Source organism: Flavobacterium alkalisoli (assembly GCF_008000935.1).
Taxonomy (GTDB): Bacteria; Bacteroidota; Bacteroidia; order Flavobacteriales; family Flavobacteriaceae; genus Flavobacterium; species Flavobacterium alkalisoli.
Genome location: NZ_CP042831.1, coordinates 156752 through 174146 on the forward strand (window position 1 = coordinate 156752; position 17395 = coordinate 174146).

Here is a 17395-nt window from a genome sequence, read left to right on the forward strand (position 1 = left end):
GCATCAGGTTTTAATCGTGGGCAATCCTTTTTTTAGTAATTCTTTATTCATTCCTGCTATCCCCTGTAAGCCTCCTGTATGTATCATTAAAACACGGGAACCATCAGGAAAATAGCCTCTTTCTATTAAATCTATAACGCCAAAAACCGCCTTACCCGTATACACAGGGTCTAACGGAATACTTGTTTTGGCATAAAAGTCGTTTATAAAAGCAACAAGCTCTTCGTTGACTTTTGCATATCCGCCAAAATGATAATCGGTAATAAGTGCCCAGTTATCCTGCTGTGCAAATTTAGCAATATCAAACGATAAATCAGCTTTTAAAGCGGGGAAACCCAGTACTTTTTGATGGGGTTTTGAAGTATTTATTATACCCGAAATGGTTCCTCCCGTACCTACCGCGCAGGCTATATAATCAAACGCTTCATCCCCATCCGTCAATATTTCTTCACATCCTTTTACGGCAAGCTGATTGGTCCCTCCCTCGGGCACCAGATAAAAATCACCCAGTTCTTCTCTTAGCTTACCTATAAATTCTTCTTCTGTCTTTTTCCTGTAATCTTCGCGCGAAACGAACACAAACTCCATACCACAGTCCTTAGCAAAACTAAGGGTTGGATTACTCTTTATCTTATCGGCAAGTTCTTCTCCTCTTATAACCCCAATGGTTTTTAGTCCATATTCTTTGCCTGCAGCAGCAGTTGCCGCTATATGATTGGAATAGGCTCCGCCAAAAGTTAGCAAACTGTCTGCATTCTGCCTCTTGGCTTCCAGTACATTATATTTTAATTTCCTGAATTTGTTTCCTGAGATATGGGGGTGAAGGAGGTCTTCCCGTTTTATAGCGAGATTAATGTTGTTTGGAAAATTAATTTGCACCGTTTGGTTCATAAAACTTAAAAGACACTACAAAATAAACATAAAATAACCGAAAAATGTTGCAAAATATGTTAAACATCGTGTTTAGTGTAGCGTGTTTTAATTTTTTGTAAATTTGATGTACTTTATACCTAGCTAAAATGGAAGATGAAAAATATGAAAATAGTCCCTTAACAGCCCAGATTTCTTTTCATAAAGTATTGGAAAAACTGGAAGAAATTGCCGAATCTGATGTAGACTACAGATCAGACTATGCCAAGGCATTATTAAGGCATGCCGAACCTTTTCCTGAGCTAAGAGAGGGTATTACCGACCTAACTTTACTTGATAAGCACAAATTACTTATAAAAAACCTGTTAGCAGATCTTTTTCCAACTGCCCTTACACATAATGAGATTAAGGCTGCTTCTATACCTTTTTTCAACATTACATTTAATCATACCGAACGTTTCGATAAAATACTTAAAAATGCCGGTAAGGATTTTGGCATGCAGATAAGGAACTTTGACGATCATCAGTTCTATGTGTTCTGCTGTTGCCTTATCCTAAATTTTTATTACGGACAGAATCTTGATTTCAGCAAACCACTGTTTTATGACATTCCTGATTCGGACGGAATAATGAAGCATTACCGAATACTGATTAATGCTGATTTTCTCGAAATAATGCCTACCGAAAAGGCAATTCCGTTAACTAAGGAAGACATTAATGTGCTGACAGACAACTATGACAACCTGGAACTTTGGAAAGAGAAATTCCCGCCACATAGCTGGATTTCCAGAGGGTTTGGTATCGTTACGCTTTTTGATGCTACAGTAGAAAATGCCATATCAAACCTAAAAACAAACCTGTTATTGCCTCATGAATTAAAAGAAGCAGCAAAAGGAAATATGGAAGCAATTTTCAAGTCGATCTACAAAATACCTGATCTTAAAATAGGCTTTACTGAGGTAAATGAAGAGGACAATGTTTTCACTCTGGCTCCATTTAAGGAAGTCAAGAGTTTCATACTAAAAGATTGCAGGGAGATAAACTGTAATAATCTTTTTTGCGATTCTACCCTTAAAACAATGATGAAAGACAAAAGGGAATTCATCATTTCTGACGTTGAGGAATACAGACTGCAAAGACCGGAAGATACCCGATTTGCAGACAGTCTTTTAGAACAGGGAATAAGAAGCTGTATACTGGCCCCTATTATCAAAAACGATAAGATGTTAGGTTTTATAGAGCTCGTTTCCTCTAAACCAAGAGAACTAAACAGTATTAATGCCATAAAACTTCATTACATACTTCCTTTCCTTACAGACACTATGGAAAGATATTATTCTGAGCTTCAGAATGAGATAGATGCCATTATCCAAAAGGAATACACTGCTATCCATCACAGTGTTTACTGGAAGTTTAGGGAAGAAGCACTTGCTCACATTAAAGCAGGCAATAATCCTGACCTTGCCTTTAAGGAAATTATTTTCAAAGAGGTATATCCACTTTACGGACAGATAGACATTAAAGGCTCTTCAACTGCCCGTAACCAGTCTACAGAAAAAGACCTCATCCGCCAGATTGAAAAGCTAACAGTACTGTTCAGGTTCATTAATGAAATTGAAAAGCTTCCGCTGATTGAGCAGCACATGTATGAGCTTGAGAAAATGCAAGACGACCTTAAACAGGAACTAAAAGCTGATACCGAAGCTGTAGTACAGGGATATATCATCAATGAAATTCATGTACTACTTCAGCATTTTGATACCACCAATACCAAAATACATGATAAGATATCGGAGTATTTTGAGAGCCTGGACGGTAAAGCTAAGATGGTGTATGAAAACCGTAAGGATTTTGACGATGCACTATCGGTCATCAATAAAAAAATGGCCGAAGTACTGGATAAAAAACAGGCAGAGGCACAATCGTTTTTCCCTCATTATTACGAGCGTTTTAAAACAGATGGCGTTGAACACAACCTGTACATAGGTGCGTCTATAGCCCCTAAGCTAAATTACAATCCATTATACCTTAACAACCTAAGGTTATGGCAGCTACAGGCTATGTGCGAAATGGAAAACGAGTACTACAAACTTCGCCCTACCCTGCCTTATGACCTGGATGTTACTTCTTTAATACTGGTATTCAGCGTTCCTATATCTATCCGTTTCAGGATGGATGAAAAGCGTTTTGATGTAGACGGAACTTATAATGCCAGATATGAGGTTGTAAAAAAACGTATAGACAAATCGTACATTAAAGGGACTCAGGAAAGAATAACGCAACAGGGTAAAATTACCATTGTATATTCTCAAAAACAGGAAGAGGCCGAATACAGGAGATATATTAAATACCTGCAACATAAAAACATGCTGGGCAGCTCTATTGAAAACTTTGAGGTTGAAGATTTACAGGGCGTAACAGGCCTGCGCGCCCTTCGTGTTGAGATTATATACGACAAATCGGAAAACCCCGAAACCTATAGCTATCAGGATCTTTTAAAGGAAATGACTACGAAATAACTTTACATTACATCATTTTAAAAGCATAGATAAACAATGCTACCGATACTATTATACCAATCATGAAAATAGTATAGGTTATACGTAAAAGCTTGTATTTTCTGTGGAGCACAAGCCCCAGAAAATACAGGTCTTTTATCATTGAATTGTACAGATAATCCCTGTCTTTCATCATTTCGTTTACCGCCCATTCATATTCTCCTAAAGGCATTTTATAAAAATTACCAAAGAACAGAAGATTCACTTTTTTATCTTCTATATCCTTTCTGGTGAAAGTACCGCTGGTGACCTTTGGCCTGGTAGAAAGAATAGCAAAAACTATAGACACTACCGAAAAAAGCATCATTACCAGTGTTGGTATAATGAGGTGCGCATTATTAGGGCTGTCCAGCTTAGGGATAAGAGTTGAAAGCGATATAGAAATAATAATTGCATTTACAGAAAGAAGGATATTTGCCTTACTGTCGGCTATATCACTCAGTCTTGTATGATTATTAAGTGTAATCCTAAACATGGTATCAATACCCCTTTCAGGCCTGTCCAGTTTTTCAAGCTTCTTCTTGTTTATTTTTTCCTTAGAGCTTTTTTTACTGTCTTTTTCAAGTTTAGCAATAGCCAGCTGTATATCAGCAAGGTTTTTTTCCTTTAAAGGCTGCAGGTTTTTTTGAGCATAATCGGTAAAAAAGCGATGCTTTATAGAAAGCACATGCCTGTTTACTGTTGCCCATTCCATATCAGTAAACTCTTTATGGTGGGTAAGCTTCCATTCTGCCCTTAAAAGCTCAGAAAGATTACAGTAATTCTTATCTGCAAAATGACAGCAGTCGGCATCCTTGATTATCTTTTCAAGGTGCGTTTGTGGTTCTACGCCAAGCTTAGTAACTCTAATCAGCGATTCAATAAGGCTTATTCTGTCTTCCGGATAGTTGTTTTCTCTTAAGAATTCAACCGCCAGTTTACAGCTCTCCTCTTCATGTTCATTATCACTAACAACGTAGCCGGCATCATGCAACCAGGCAGCAAGTACTAATGCTTCAAAATCCTCCTCTCCCACTCCTTCTTCAGAAGCAATAAGCTTCGCATTGTTTACCACACGTAAAGTATGGTTAAAATTATGGTAAATATAATCGGGAGATAGTTTATCTTTGAATAAGTTAAAAACGTAGCTTTCGGCTTTTTGGACAACACTCATAAGTATGCAATTAACACTACCAAATTATGAAATTCTTTTGGGTTAACATGGTAAGGTGCAGAAATATTAAACTCCTGTTACCTTTTTTTATTGTGTTTACACTTTTTTCCTGTGCCTCTTACGATGTTAGGTATGGCAAAAATGCAACTGCAAGACCACTGGACACTATAACTCAACATACTATATCCCACAGGTTTGTATTAGTGGGAGATGCCGGCTACGCTGCCAGGCCAAACTCTCAGGAAGTTCTTGGTTTTGCTTCACAAAAACTTAAAGCAACAGGCAAGAACACCACATTACTATATCTTGGCGATAATATCTACCCTCACGGAATGCCTCCTAAAAAAGATAAGGAAGGCAGAAAAGCCGCAGAGGAAAGCCTTTTGTTACAACTTAAATTATCGGATAATTTTGAAGGGACAACACATTTCATCCCCGGTAATCACGACTGGTATAGTGGCCTTGACGGACTTAAAGATCAGGAAGATTTTATAAAAGACTATTTGAAAGTTAAAAAATCATACCTTCCCGGTGATGGATGTGGTATAGATGACCTTGAAGTCAACGACAGCCTTACCCTTATAGTCATAGACAGTGAATGGTTTTTAGAGGACTGGGACAAATATCCTACCATTAACGATGACTGCGATATTAAAACCAGAGAGGGGATGATTCTCGAACTTGAAAGCCTGTTAAATAAAAATCAGGGAAAAACAATTATCCTTGCCATCCATCACCCTTTAATGACTAATGGCTCACATGGCGGTCAATTAACATTGAGAAAGCAGCTATATCCGTTAGAGGGTAACATCCCGCTACCTGTATTGGGCTCCATTATGAACTTTGTACGAAATACATCAGGCGGAAGCCCTCAGGATATTCAGGGCAAACAATACAACATCCTTTCTAAAAGAGTCAAAACTCTTGTACAGGGCAAAGACAATGTTATTGTTATATCCGGCCACGACCATAACTTACAATACATATACAAAGACAACATACACCAGATTATTAGTGGTGCGGGCTCTAAGGCAGAAGGAGCTAAAGCCATCAACCCTGATGATTTTTCGTATGGGGGTTCGGGTTATGCAATATTAGATGTATATGACACCTACACTTCTAAAATAACATACTATGCCGTAAAAGACGGTAAAGAGGAAATGGTATTTGAAAAGTATATTACTAGGCCGAAACCGAAAACCTATACCGCTGAAAAGTTCAGATCGGATTTTCCTAAAACAGTAGAAACATCTGTTTACACTCCGGAAATGACTAAGAAAGGTGGTTTCTACAAATTCCTTTTTGGGAACTATTACCGTAGTTACTTTAGCACTCCAATAGAGGTTAGTACCGTAAACCTTGACACTCTATACGGGGGCTTAACTCCCTTAAGGGAAGGTGGCGGACACCAGTCAATGTCGGTAAGAATGGAGAATCCTGCAGGTAAGGAATATGTAATGAGGGGAGTAAAGAAAAGTGCCAACCGCTTTTTACAGACTGTAGCTTTTAAAAACCTTTATATAGGCAGTGATTTTGATCAAACTGTTACAGAATCTTTCTTAATGGATTTTTACACCTCGTCACATCCGTTTACGCCTTTTATAGTAGGAGACCTGGCCGATGCTGTAGGCATTTATCACACCAATCCTAAACTATATTATATACCGAAGCAAAATGCGTTAGCTGAATTCAACACCGAATACGGCAATGCCCTTTATATGCTGGAAGAACGACCAATGGGCAAATTTAAGGACGAAGCCAGCTTTGGCAACCCTGATGATATTGAAAGTACCGACGATGTACTGGATAACATGAGGAAAAACCCTAAATATACTGTTGACGAAAAAGCTTTTATCCGTGCCCGACTGTTTGACATGATTGTAGGCGACTGGGACAGGCATACCGATCAGTGGCGTTGGTCAAGGTTTAACGAAAAAGACAGTGTTGTTTACAGACCTATACCTCGTGACAGGGATCAGGCTTTCCCTAATTACGGAGGAGTGTTACTTCCTTTAATTATGAACATGCCTCCTCTGCGTTACATGCAGGATTACAAAGACCACATTAAAAGTGTTAAGTGGCTTGCCTTTGAACCTTACCCTATGGATATGGCATTGATAAGGAATGCCGATGAAACCACATGGTTAGAACAGGCACGCTTCCTCAAAGAAAATCTTACCAATGAAGTAATTGATAGTGCATTTAAAGAATTACCTAAAGAGGTACAGGATGACACTATGGAAGAAATAAAATCCAATCTTAGAAAAAGAAGGGATGATATTGAAAAATACGCTTTAAAATATAGGGCTGTACTTTTAAAAACCGTACTTATAACAGGTACCGATAAAAAAGAGCACTTTGTAATAAACAGGCTACCTGAAGGAGAGACAAGGGTACAGATTTACAGTATTAAAAAGGATGATGAAGAGCTTATTCGTGATAACACCTACAACCGCAAACAGACTAAAGAATTATGGATTTACGGTTTGGATGATGATGATATTTTTGAAGTAAAAGGAAAACCTGAAAAACCAATACTTATTCGTTTACTGGGCGGACAAAACCATGACGAATACCTTGTTGAAAACGGTAAAAAAGTAAAGGTATACGATTTTAAAAGCAAGAAAAACACCTATAACATTGACGGCAAAACAAGACTACTGCTTACCAATGATTATGAAACAAATACCTATAACTTTAAAAAGCCTACTTATAATGCCTATACCGGACTGCCAACTATTGGTTTTAACCCGGATGACGGAGTTAAACTGGGCTTTATAGCTAATTACACCGTAAACAATTTTAACCGCAGACCATTCTCTCAAAAACATACTGTAAAAGCAAACCTGTATTTTGCAACCACAGGATTTGAGTTAGACTATATTGGCAAGTTTATGAATGTGGTAAGCAAATGGAACTTTGGTTTTAATGTACACTATACAAGTCCAACGTTTAGCATAAACTACTTTGGCTATGGTAATGAAACACCTAATAATGATGACAATTTAGGAATGGATTACAACAGAGTTAAACTGCAAACATTTAGCGTAGCTCCTGCTGTATTTAAGGAAACACCTAACGGAAGTTATTTTGAAGTATACACAATGTTCACTACTGTAGAAGTGGAAGAAACCAATAACCGCTTTATAAGCACACCAGGCATAATACCTGATTACCTTATGGAGCACAGGCAATTTGCAAGGGTTAATGGTAAATACAAATTTGAGAACTACGATATCAGGTCTTTACCATCTATGGGAATGCTGTTCTCTGTAAATGCGGGATGGACAGTAAGTATGGATGAGTTTGAAAGAAACTTCCCTTATCTGGAAGGTACTTTAGGCTTTACCCATAAAATAACAGGTGACAATAATTTGGTTTTCTCTACCACCTTTAAAGGAAGAAGCCTGTTAAATAACAACTTCGAATTCTACCAGGCATCTACATTGGGTGGTGATACCGATTTGAGGGGTTATCGCAATCAGCGTTTTACAGGTAAAGAATCTTACCTTCAAAGCTCTGATTTAAGATTAACTCTGGGCCGCTTTAAAAGCAGCATAATCCCGATTAAATATGGAATTTTTGGAGGGTACGATTATGGCCGTGTCTGGATAGACGGTGACGATTCAAGAAAATGGCATCAGTCGGCAGGTGGAGGTATCTGGCTTAATGGTGTAGAGGCTTTAACAGCTAAAGCTTTTTACTTTCATGGTTCAGACGGAGGAAGGATAGCGTTTGGTTTATTGTTTGGCTTTTAAAAAGCTTAAATCAAATTCATATAGCTTCCCTCCTGTCTTATTAGATTTTTCGTCTGCAATAAGCAAGGTATTGCTGTCTTTAAAACAAATCCCTTCCTTTTGGGAAAAATCCCCTAAAGGATATTGTACCATATTTTCCTGAAGGAAATTATCGTTTTCAAAATTGGTAAGTAGCCAGATTTTATCTGCTGCTAATAGAACTATTGTTTTACCGTTGGGACTAATATCTGCTGCAGTAATAGCACATTTACTGAACACTTTACAGGACTTTAAGGTAGTTATAAGCTGTGCAGCATGATTACCTTCTTTGTTAGGCACTTTGTATACATAAAAGTCGCCTTCAAACTTTGCACTTCTGTTTTTTGTAAAGAGGTAAAAATTTCCGTCTAGCTCAAAGAAAGATTCAACATCAAAAAGCATTTGGGAACGCTTAGGTGGAAACTCTTTTTGTTCGGGATAATAAAAGGAAACAGTATAGGAAGCTTCTGCCTCTTTTTCATCAAGATCTGTTTTATTCACCTTATGAATAGCCAGATTTTTTCTGTTGTTGTCGTTATTACCAAAATCACCAATATAAAGGTTTCCCTCGGTATCGGAAGTAATATCTTCCCAATCAATATTTTTAACATTGGTAATTTTAACCTCATGGGCTATATCGCCGTTTTCATCAAGGTTATAAATTATATTCTTATTACCACTGTCTTGTATTGCCCAAAGCTTTTGGGATTCTGAGATATATTCTAATCCCGAAACCTCTTTAAGATCAAGCTTCCCTAATACCTTTAACCCTTCCTGATTTGTACTGTTACACGAAAAAAACAAAATGGGGATTAATAGCTTTATAACTCTCATAACTTACCGATTGCTACAGTAAAGTTAAATAAAAAACCATCGGCTAAAAAGCCGATGGCACAACTACTAAAAAAAATCAATGTTTCCTAATTAAATCAGAAATGAGAAAAAAATAATCTTTTACAACGAACTCATTACAAACATACATTCGCAATTTTAAAAACCATCCTAACACTTAAAAAAAACGTTAAAATGCTATTTTTTTAGGATAAACGGAACAAAGCTTTAAGATAACCTGTTAATCATGAGTTAATTACAAATTCTTTATAAAAACTTCTGTATTTTGATTGGTAACTTTATGACACAGCAGTTGTTTGAATACAACTTAACTCAACTGCTTATAAATAATTTAAAAACAATAAAAACTGAATATTATGGCAACTAATGAAAAAAACAGAAAAGAGAAACTTAATAAACCGGATAATGCACTAAACAATCCTGATGAGCAGTTGATAACAACTAATGATCCCGCTATTATAAACCCGGTAGAACTGGCAACTTTTCCAAAACAGAAAAAAACGGAAAACCCGGATTTGGAAGAGGAAAGAGAAAACCATATGGTTAATAGGAAAACTACACCTGTAAGAAGTGGTAGAAATATCACTAATACAGACAACAATCCTGATAAGGACAATTATATGTAATTAAAAAAGCCTCAGGTGAGGCTTTTTTAACATAACACTATTAAAACATTGTTACTATTTATAAAAAATAGCTTACAAATTGATAAACTTAACATTGAAAAGTTGTGAAATCGTTAATTTTTGATTATATTTAACTAATTAAATTTTAAGCGATTATGACAAATGAGCTATTCGGGCGTCAGGATCCAGGCTATCAAGGCGCACCAAATGAAGGAATGAATGCTTATGGTAACGGGGCAAGTGGCTACAATATGTGGTCTCAGGAAGGTTTACCATATGAAGACCCTGCAATTGTCAATCCCCAGGAACTTGCAACTTTTCCTAGACAGGTAAAAAAGAACAATCCAAATTATCATCATCATTCACATCATCATCATCACTACGAGCAGAAAGACGGTATGCGAATTACCCGAACTGACAATCATCCGGACAAAGACGGATACATGTAAAAACGTAACAACTCATTAACCATAAAGAAAGGCTGTACCACACGGCCTTTTGTTATTTATAGCTGTTAAGCCTCAGTTAATTTAAAAGGATTTTCCATACTGTATTTGTAATTTTATAAACGGCAGGAAATTTAAAACAACATGGACTACACACAAATTACCGGATTACTTGCTGCCATACTAACAACTGGTGCAAACATTCCGCAAGCCATAAAAGTGATTAAAACCCGTTCTACAAAAAGCCTCTCGGCAGCTACATACAGCATGCTGTTTTTAGGTATGGTATTATGGGTAATTTATGGTGTAATTAAAAAAGACATCCCAATAATTCTTGCCAATGCGGTAGCAGGAAGTTTATGCGGAATTATTTTATTTATGAAGCTGCTTGCCATATACCAGTCAAAAAAATCGGGTTAAGTAAATATTAAATACTTAAAAACCATAACTAACTAAAAATAAATTCATTATCTTTTACATCCTAAATTTTTAGTTATGAAACAACTTAACCACGACCTTCCAAAAAACAATCATCCTTACGGCAATGAAGGGCATGACCTAAGCCCTAATCAACTGGGAGAAGAAACAAGACACAGAAGAAAAAGAGAAAAATTCAGCCCGGGAGAAAGTCAGGATTACAACCCTGAAGACTTTAGCACAGACTAAAAACCAACCTAAAGTAACTATGCTCAGTTGGACAGAAATATTGCTTCGTTTAGTACTGGCAGCCATTTTTGGTGCCGTTATAGGTATTGAAAGAGAGCGGAAAGACTGGGCAGCGGGTATGCGAACCCATATGATGGTATGCATGGGCGCTTCACTTATTATGATGGTTTCTTCTTTTGGTTTTTCCGACACAATGGGGAAAGAGCATGTTGAACTTGATCCCTCACGTGTGGCTGCCCAAATTGTTAGCGGAATAGGCTTTATAGGCGCAGGTGCAATCTTATTTTTAAAACCGACTACAGTATTGGGGCTTACCACTGCTGCTGGATTATGGACAGTGGCAGGTATAGGGATGGCTACCGGAGGGGGTATGTATATCGCAGCAGGAATAACAACAGTTCTTGCTATTATCATTTTATGGGGACTACAACCCCTTCAAAAGAAATTCTTTCCAAAATTTCAGCAAAAATCACTCACTGTTATTGCTCAAAACGAAATGAATCCTAAAACAATAATAGATGAACTTTTACAGGACAAAACCCTGGATTTTGCCAACTTTACCGTTACACGTGAAAGTGATGAAATAACTATAGAGCTTAAATTGGAAAAATCGGATAATCCAATGCTTTCAAAAATTGTAGAAAAACTACATACCAACCCCAAAATAAAAAAGATCTATTGGGAAAAATAACCTACATGTAAATCTTATTGGTTTCCTGACTAATCTTTTTAGCAACTCCGGTTTCCATAAAACGCTTAAAAGCCAAAATATCTTTCCTTATCGTTTTTTCAAAAGTTGGTGTAAGCAAACGGGCTATCTCCTCTCCTATACTACCAAGCGGTGCATGGTAAGAGAATACCACGTGTACCAAAGTACCCAGTTCTCCTGCATCCTTAAACTGTACTTTTCCGGCATTCTTAATTTTCGAACCCGGTAACGATTGCCATCCTATAAACCTATAAGGTTCTTCGGCTACAATTTCGGCTTTCCATTTTACCGTACCCAATCCTCCCGGCAGTATAGCCTTCCACTCAGATAATGTATCACTCAAAACAGCAACACTTTCAAGATGCTCCATAAACAAGGGGAGATTACCCAAATGACGCCAAAAATTATAGACTTCATCAATAGGCTTACTTATTACCATCCTGGTATGTATGTTTATATTAGAACTGTGCTTGTAGTTTTTATGAAGTATCCTTTCGCCTAAATGGCTCGCAGGGCAATATCCGCTTAACCCTCTAAACAGCATAAAACCTGCCGCTCCATATTCTGCAATCCCTCTTTTATGCCTTAAAGAATCATACAACAAATAGCTACCTCCCAGTACAGATACTAAGCGTTCTATAGTACTGATGTTTTTCTTTAATTCCGGCAACTGTACATTAACTAACTTTTCCATAAGCAAATAATTATGTACCCTAAAAATACTAAAGCCATAGCTGTACTCATATCAGTTTAACACAACCTTAGCTGCTAAAAAAAATTGAAAATTTTAATAATATTAAAGCATCACATACTGCATCAGACAACATAATCATTTTAAAAACAGATATTAAAAATTTAGCACCTCATTTTTTAAACACTTAGCATTTTCGCATATACTATTTTACGATATGTATAAATTTTATAACTAAATGATATAATAGTACACACTCTAATAGTCATTTTTACCTACATTTACTTTTTATGAAAATACTATGCAAACACTACAAAAAATGCTTTGTTTGCTACTGGTATCTGCAATAGCGATATCGGTTGGCAAACCTTCACAAAAAACCGACCTGTATATTACTCAGGGCCGTACAGACAAAACAGCAAACAACGAGATTATCTTAGCAGGACCTGGTTCATCGGTTACTTTTAGCTTTAAAGGTTCAAAATGCACCCTGAATTTAAAATCGCTAAACAACTATAACCAGTATGATTATGTTGCCGTAGAAGTAGACGGAAAATATACCGGTAAGCAAAAAGTATCTCCTACTACAGAAAGCATCTTTATTAACGAACAGGACAACCGTACTCATAAAGTAACTATCTATAAAGCTACGGAAGCCGGAAACGGAAGTATCGTTTTTCTGGGTGCAGATGGCGATATTGTAAAAACAAAAAAAGAAAAAGAAAAGAAAAAAATCGAGTTTATAGGTGATTCTATCACTTGTGGCATGGGAGCTGAAACAGAAGAGATACCATGCGGTAAAGGAGAATGGTTTGATCAGCATAATGCTTATTTTGCATACGGCCCTGTAACTGCCAGAGCAATTAACGCCGATTTTGTACTGAGTTCGGTTTCCGGTATCGGTATATACCGTAACTGGAATGATGAGCACCAGAAAGAAAAGATCATGCCGGATGTATATGAGAACATTTACCTGAATAATTCTGACAGGACAATGGTTTATCAATTTGGCTTTAATCCGGATATTACCTGCATAGCTTTAGGAACCAATGATTTTTCTGAAGGTGACGGTAAAAAAGAAAGACTTCCTTTTAGTGAAGATAAATATGTTGCCAGCTATGTAAACTTTATTAAAACCGTTTACAGCCATGCCCCAAATACACAAATTGTATTACTAACCAGCCCTATGGTTAAAGGTGAAAAAGCCGAAATATTTTTAAGATGCCTTAAACGTGTACAGGCTGAATACAAAGACGACAAAAAACATAAACCTGTACAGGTTTTTGAATTTGATGATGTAACTCCTCATGGTTGTGGCTACCACCCCGATGTTAAAGATCATCAGAAGATGTCAAACCAGTTAACTCCTTTCTTAAAATCACTTTTAAATGAATAGAATAAGCTTTTACATTTCCGTTCTTATCCTTTTTGTAACGGGCACGGCAAACGCTAATGTATTACTCCCATCCTTTTTTTCAGACAATATGGTACTGCAACGTAACAGTGAGGTTACCATTTGGGGATGGGCAAGCCCTTTTGAAGACATTACCCTTACCGTAAGTTGGTCGGGCGAAAAAATTGAAATAAAACCCGGTAATCAGGCACACTGGCAGGTAAAACTTAAAACTCCTGAATCAGGCGGACCTTATACCCTGCATTTTAAAGGATACAATGAACTTACCATTAAAAACATAATGATAGGGGAAGTATGGCTTTGTTCGGGACAGTCTAATATGGAATGGTCGGCGGCGATAGGTATAGACAATGCCGAGGCTGAAATAGCTAAAGCGAACTATCCTAATATCCGTTTCTTTACCGCACCTAAAGTGGCAGGAACATCACCTCAAATGAATGTGGTGGGTAACTGGCAGGAATGTACGCCGGAGACTATGAAATACTTTAGTGCTGTGGCTTACTTTTTTGGCGAGCGCCTGCAAAAAGACCTGAAAGGTGTACCTATAGGCTTAATCAATTCCAGCTGGGGAGGTACACCTGCCGAGATATGGATGCCGGAAGATTATATTGCTAAAGACCGTGTACTTGCAGAAGCGGCTTCAAAACTTACTCCTGTTCCATGGGGACCAACCGAACCGGGACGTACTTACAACACAATGATAAACCCGTTTGTCGGCTTTAAGCTGGCAGGGGCTATATGGTATCAGGGGGAAAGCAACGTAGGTAGCAATGTATATGACAAGACACTTGCCGGATTAATAAAATCATGGCGTAAGGCCTGGGAAGACGATTTCCCTTTTTACTTTATACAAATAGCTCCGTTTAATTATGAAAATGACACTTATGGTGGTGTTACTATCCGTAATTCACAGCGTAAAGTATTAAACGAAGTTCCAAAAACAGGAATGGTGGTTGTTGGCGATGTTAGCCCTACCGATGATATTCATCCTCGTGATAAGAGAACCGTAGGCGAAAGACTCGGCAACCTTGTATTAAAATCACAATATGGCGTAGATACCGGAGTAGTCTACGGCCCGCTTTACAAAAATATAAGTATCAGTAAAGACAAAGTAACTATATCTTTTGATTATGCCGAAGGGCTTCACTTCGATTCAAAAAAATCAGAACTATTTGAGGTAGCCGGAAAAGACGGTAAATTTTATCCTGCAACAGCAACCATAAAGAATAATACTATTGTGGTTTATTCCAAAAAAGTAAAAGAACCGGTGGTAGTACGTTATGCATGGCACAACACCGCAAAGCCCGATTTGTTTAACGGAGCAGGACTGCCGGCATCCTCTTTTTTAAGTGAATAATTATGAAAAGAACCCTATTGATACTTGCTGTGCTTACTGTTTGCAGCGCCAGTGCTCAAAAAAAGAAAACAATGAACAACAAACAGGATACAGAACAAAGAATTGACGAGCTATTGGCTAAAATGACACTTGAGGAAAAAGTAGGCCAAATGAATCAGTATAACGGTTTTTGGGATGTAACAGGCCCATCTCCAAAAGAAGGCAACGCCGCTACAAAATATGAACATCTTCGTAAAGGATGGGTAGGCTCTATGCTTACCGTTCGTGGAGTAAAAGAAGTTCGTGCTGTACAAAAAATAGCAGTTGAGGAAACCCGCCTGGGTATTCCACTAATTATAGGTTTTGATGTAATACACGGTTATAAAACGTTAAGCCCTATTCCTCTTGCCGAAGCTGCCAGTTGGGATATGGAAGCTATAAAGAATTCGGCTAAGACTGCTGCATCCGAAGCTGCTGCTTCGGGTATTAACTGGACCTTTGGTCCTAACGTAGACATTTCACGTGATGCCCGCTGGGGTCGTGTAATGGAAGGCGCAGGAGAAGACCCGTTTCTTGGAAGTCGTGTTGCCGAAGCACGTGTAAAAGGTTTTCAGGGAGAGGACCTTTCAGATCCGCTTACCATAGCTGCATGCGCCAAGCATTTTGCTGCTTATGGCTTTGCGGAATCGGGAAGGGATTATAATACGGTTGATATTAGTAATGCTACATTATACAACACGGTACTGCCTCCGTTTAAGGCAGCTAACGATGCCGGAGTACGTACCTATATGAATTCATTTAATATACTTAACGGGATTCCTGCAACCGGAAACAGTTTCCTGCAAAGGGATATCCTGAAAGGGAAATGGGGCTTTAACGGCTTCGTAATTACCGACTGGGCTTCTATCAGGGAAATGATTGCTCACGGATTTGCCAAAGATGGTGCAGAGGCCAGTGAGAAAGCAGTAAAGGCAGGAGCCGATATGGACATGGAGTCTCACCTTTATGTTTATGAACTGGTTAATCTGGTTAAAGAAGGTAAAGTGGATGAAGCCCTGATTGATGATGCCGTAAAACGTATATTAAGAGTAAAGTTTGAACTTGGACTGTTTGATGACCCATACCGTTACTGTGATGAAAAGCGTGAAAAAGAAACCATATACAGCAAAGCGAACCATGAAGCCGTACTGGATATGGCTAAAAAATCAATCGTTCTTTTAAAGAACGAAGGCAACCTGCTTCCGCTTAAAAAGAAAGGACAGAAAATTGCACTTATAGGTTCGCTTGCCAATGATAAAACGAGTCCGCTTGGAAGCTGGAGAATAGCTTCAGACGATAATACGGCGGTATCGGTACTGGAAGGCATGCAGCAATATAAAGGTAATACTTTGGTATACGAAAAAGGCGCCGACCTGACTATTGGTAAGACTACTTTCCTTGACGAACTGGTTTTCAATACTACTGACAGAAGCGGATTTGAAGCTGCTAAAAAAGCAGCCAAAGATGCTGATGTTGTGGTAATGGTTCTTGGTGAGCATGGTTTCCAGAGTGGTGAGGGCCGTAGCCGTACTAATCTTGACCTGCCGGGATTACAGCAGGAGTTGCTGGAGGAAATCTATAAAGTAAACCCTAACATAGTACTGGTACTTAATAATGGGCGCCCATTGGCTTTACCTTGGGCAGCCGAACATATACCAACCATAGTTGAAGCATGGCAATTAGGTACCGAAACCGGTAATGCGGTAGCGCAGGTACTATATGGTGATTATAACCCAAGTGGTAAATTACCTATGAGTTTCCCCCGCAATGTAGGACAGGTACCTATTTACTACAACCAACACAGTACAGGAAGGCCAACCAATAGTGACAACAATGTTTTCTGGTCACACTACAGCGATGTTGAAAAAACTCCGTTATTTGCGTTTGGCCATGGGTTAAGCTATACTACTTTTAAATACGGCAGCGTTAAACTTGACAAGAAAACCTATGCTAAGGGAGAAGCTGTAAAGGTTTCTGTTGAAGTTACCAATACAGGAGATTACGATGGTAAGGAAGTAGTTCAGTTATATATAAGAGATATAGCTGCAAGCCTTTCACGACCGGTTAAGGAGCTTAAAGGATTTGAACTGGTTCCGCTTAAAAAAGGAGAAACCAAAACCGTTACTTTTACCCTTACTGATAAGGAGCTTGGCTTCTTTAATAATGAAGGTGAATATCTGGTAGAACCCGGAACATTTAAGGTTTTTGTCGGTACAAGTTCTGATAATGTTCAGGAAACCGAATTTGAGTTGAAATAAC

General features: G+C 38.1%; 14 protein-coding genes. 10 read left to right on the top strand and 4 right to left on the bottom strand.

Features of this window, described 5'->3' with window-relative positions:
• Positions 1-3: 3 nt before the first annotated feature.
• A complete protein-coding gene (locus FUA48_RS00635; protein WP_147581636.1) occupies positions 4-891 on the bottom strand; it encodes a 1-aminocyclopropane-1-carboxylate deaminase/D-cysteine desulfhydrase in 888 nt (295 codons plus the stop codon).
• Positions 892-1019: 128 nt separating this feature from the next.
• On the opposite strand from FUA48_RS00635, the gene FUA48_RS00640 reads away from it, so the two are divergent.
• A complete protein-coding gene (locus FUA48_RS00640; protein ID WP_147581637.1) occupies positions 1020-3389 on the top strand; it encodes a GAF domain-containing protein in 2370 nt (789 codons plus the stop codon).
• A gap of 7 nt (positions 3390-3396) precedes the next feature.
• Here FUA48_RS00640 and FUA48_RS00645 read toward each other — a convergent pair whose 3' ends face one another.
• Positions 3397-4581 carry a Pycsar system effector family protein gene (locus tag FUA48_RS00645; protein WP_147581638.1) on the bottom strand — a complete coding sequence of 395 codons (1185 nt, stop codon included), beginning with the start codon at positions 4579-4581 and terminating at the stop codon, positions 3397-3399.
• A 92-nt stretch (positions 4582-4673) separates the two neighbouring features.
• On the opposite strand from FUA48_RS00645, the gene FUA48_RS00650 reads away from it, so the two are divergent.
• Entirely contained in the window at positions 4674-8339 is a 3666-nt protein-coding gene (locus FUA48_RS00650; RefSeq protein WP_240732515.1) for a metallophosphoesterase, read from the top strand.
• On the opposite strand, the gene FUA48_RS00655 is transcribed toward FUA48_RS00650, so the two are convergent.
• On the bottom strand, positions 8322-9191 hold the full coding sequence (locus FUA48_RS00655; protein WP_147581640.1) for an SdiA-regulated domain-containing protein: 870 nt from the start codon (positions 9189-9191) through the stop codon (positions 8322-8324). The two genes, FUA48_RS00650 and FUA48_RS00655, sit on opposite strands and share 18 nt — an antisense overlap.
• A gap of 374 nt (positions 9192-9565) precedes the next feature.
• On the opposite strand from FUA48_RS00655, the gene FUA48_RS00660 reads away from it, so the two are divergent.
• The 5 genes from FUA48_RS00660 (at position 9566) to FUA48_RS00675 (ending at position 11638) form a co-directional block, all read left to right on the top strand.
• Positions 9566-9835, top strand: coding sequence for a hypothetical protein (locus FUA48_RS00660; protein WP_147581641.1), 270 nt, complete (start codon positions 9566-9568; stop codon positions 9833-9835).
• 215 nt (positions 9836-10050) lie between these two features.
• A complete protein-coding gene (locus FUA48_RS00665; RefSeq protein ID WP_147581642.1) occupies positions 10051-10284 on the top strand; it encodes a hypothetical protein in 234 nt (77 codons plus the stop codon).
• Positions 10285-10425: 141 nt separating this feature from the next.
• Positions 10426-10701, top strand: coding sequence for a SemiSWEET transporter (locus tag FUA48_RS00670; protein ID WP_147581643.1), 276 nt, complete (start codon positions 10426-10428; stop codon positions 10699-10701).
• Between the two features lie 75 nt (positions 10702-10776).
• Entirely contained in the window at positions 10777-10947 is a 171-nt protein-coding gene (locus FUA48_RS18305; RefSeq protein WP_168196922.1) for a hypothetical protein, read from the top strand.
• Between the two features lie 19 nt (positions 10948-10966).
• Positions 10967-11638, top strand: a complete 672-nt coding sequence (locus FUA48_RS00675) for an MgtC/SapB family protein (protein ID WP_147581644.1) — start codon at positions 10967-10969, stop codon at positions 11636-11638.
• A gap of 1 nt (position 11639) precedes the next feature.
• Here the strand turns inward: FUA48_RS00675 and FUA48_RS00680 are convergent, their stop codons facing one another.
• The gene (locus tag FUA48_RS00680) at positions 11640-12350 is read right to left on the bottom strand and encodes an SRPBCC family protein (protein ID WP_147581645.1); all 711 of its coding nucleotides are present in this window, start codon (positions 12348-12350) and stop codon (positions 11640-11642) included.
• Between the two features lie 298 nt (positions 12351-12648).
• Here FUA48_RS00680 and FUA48_RS00685 point away from each other — a divergent pair, with 298 nt between their 5' ends.
• The 3 genes from FUA48_RS00685 to bglX are packed head-to-tail and all read left to right on the top strand — an operon-like array spanning position 12649 to position 17394.
• Positions 12649-13743 carry an SGNH/GDSL hydrolase family protein gene (locus tag FUA48_RS00685; protein ID WP_147581646.1) on the top strand — a complete coding sequence of 365 codons (1095 nt, stop codon included), beginning with the start codon at positions 12649-12651 and terminating at the stop codon, positions 13741-13743.
• The gene (locus FUA48_RS00690; RefSeq protein WP_147581647.1) at positions 13736-15118 is read left to right on the top strand and encodes a sialate O-acetylesterase; all 1383 of its coding nucleotides are present in this window, start codon (positions 13736-13738) and stop codon (positions 15116-15118) included. The genes FUA48_RS00685 and FUA48_RS00690 overlap by 8 nt, the downstream gene beginning before the upstream one ends.
• A 2-nt stretch (positions 15119-15120) precedes the next feature.
• Positions 15121-17394 carry a beta-glucosidase BglX gene (gene bglX / locus FUA48_RS00695; protein WP_147581648.1) on the top strand — a complete coding sequence of 758 codons (2274 nt, stop codon included), beginning with the start codon at positions 15121-15123 and terminating at the stop codon, positions 17392-17394.
• Position 17395: the final 1 nt, after the last annotated feature.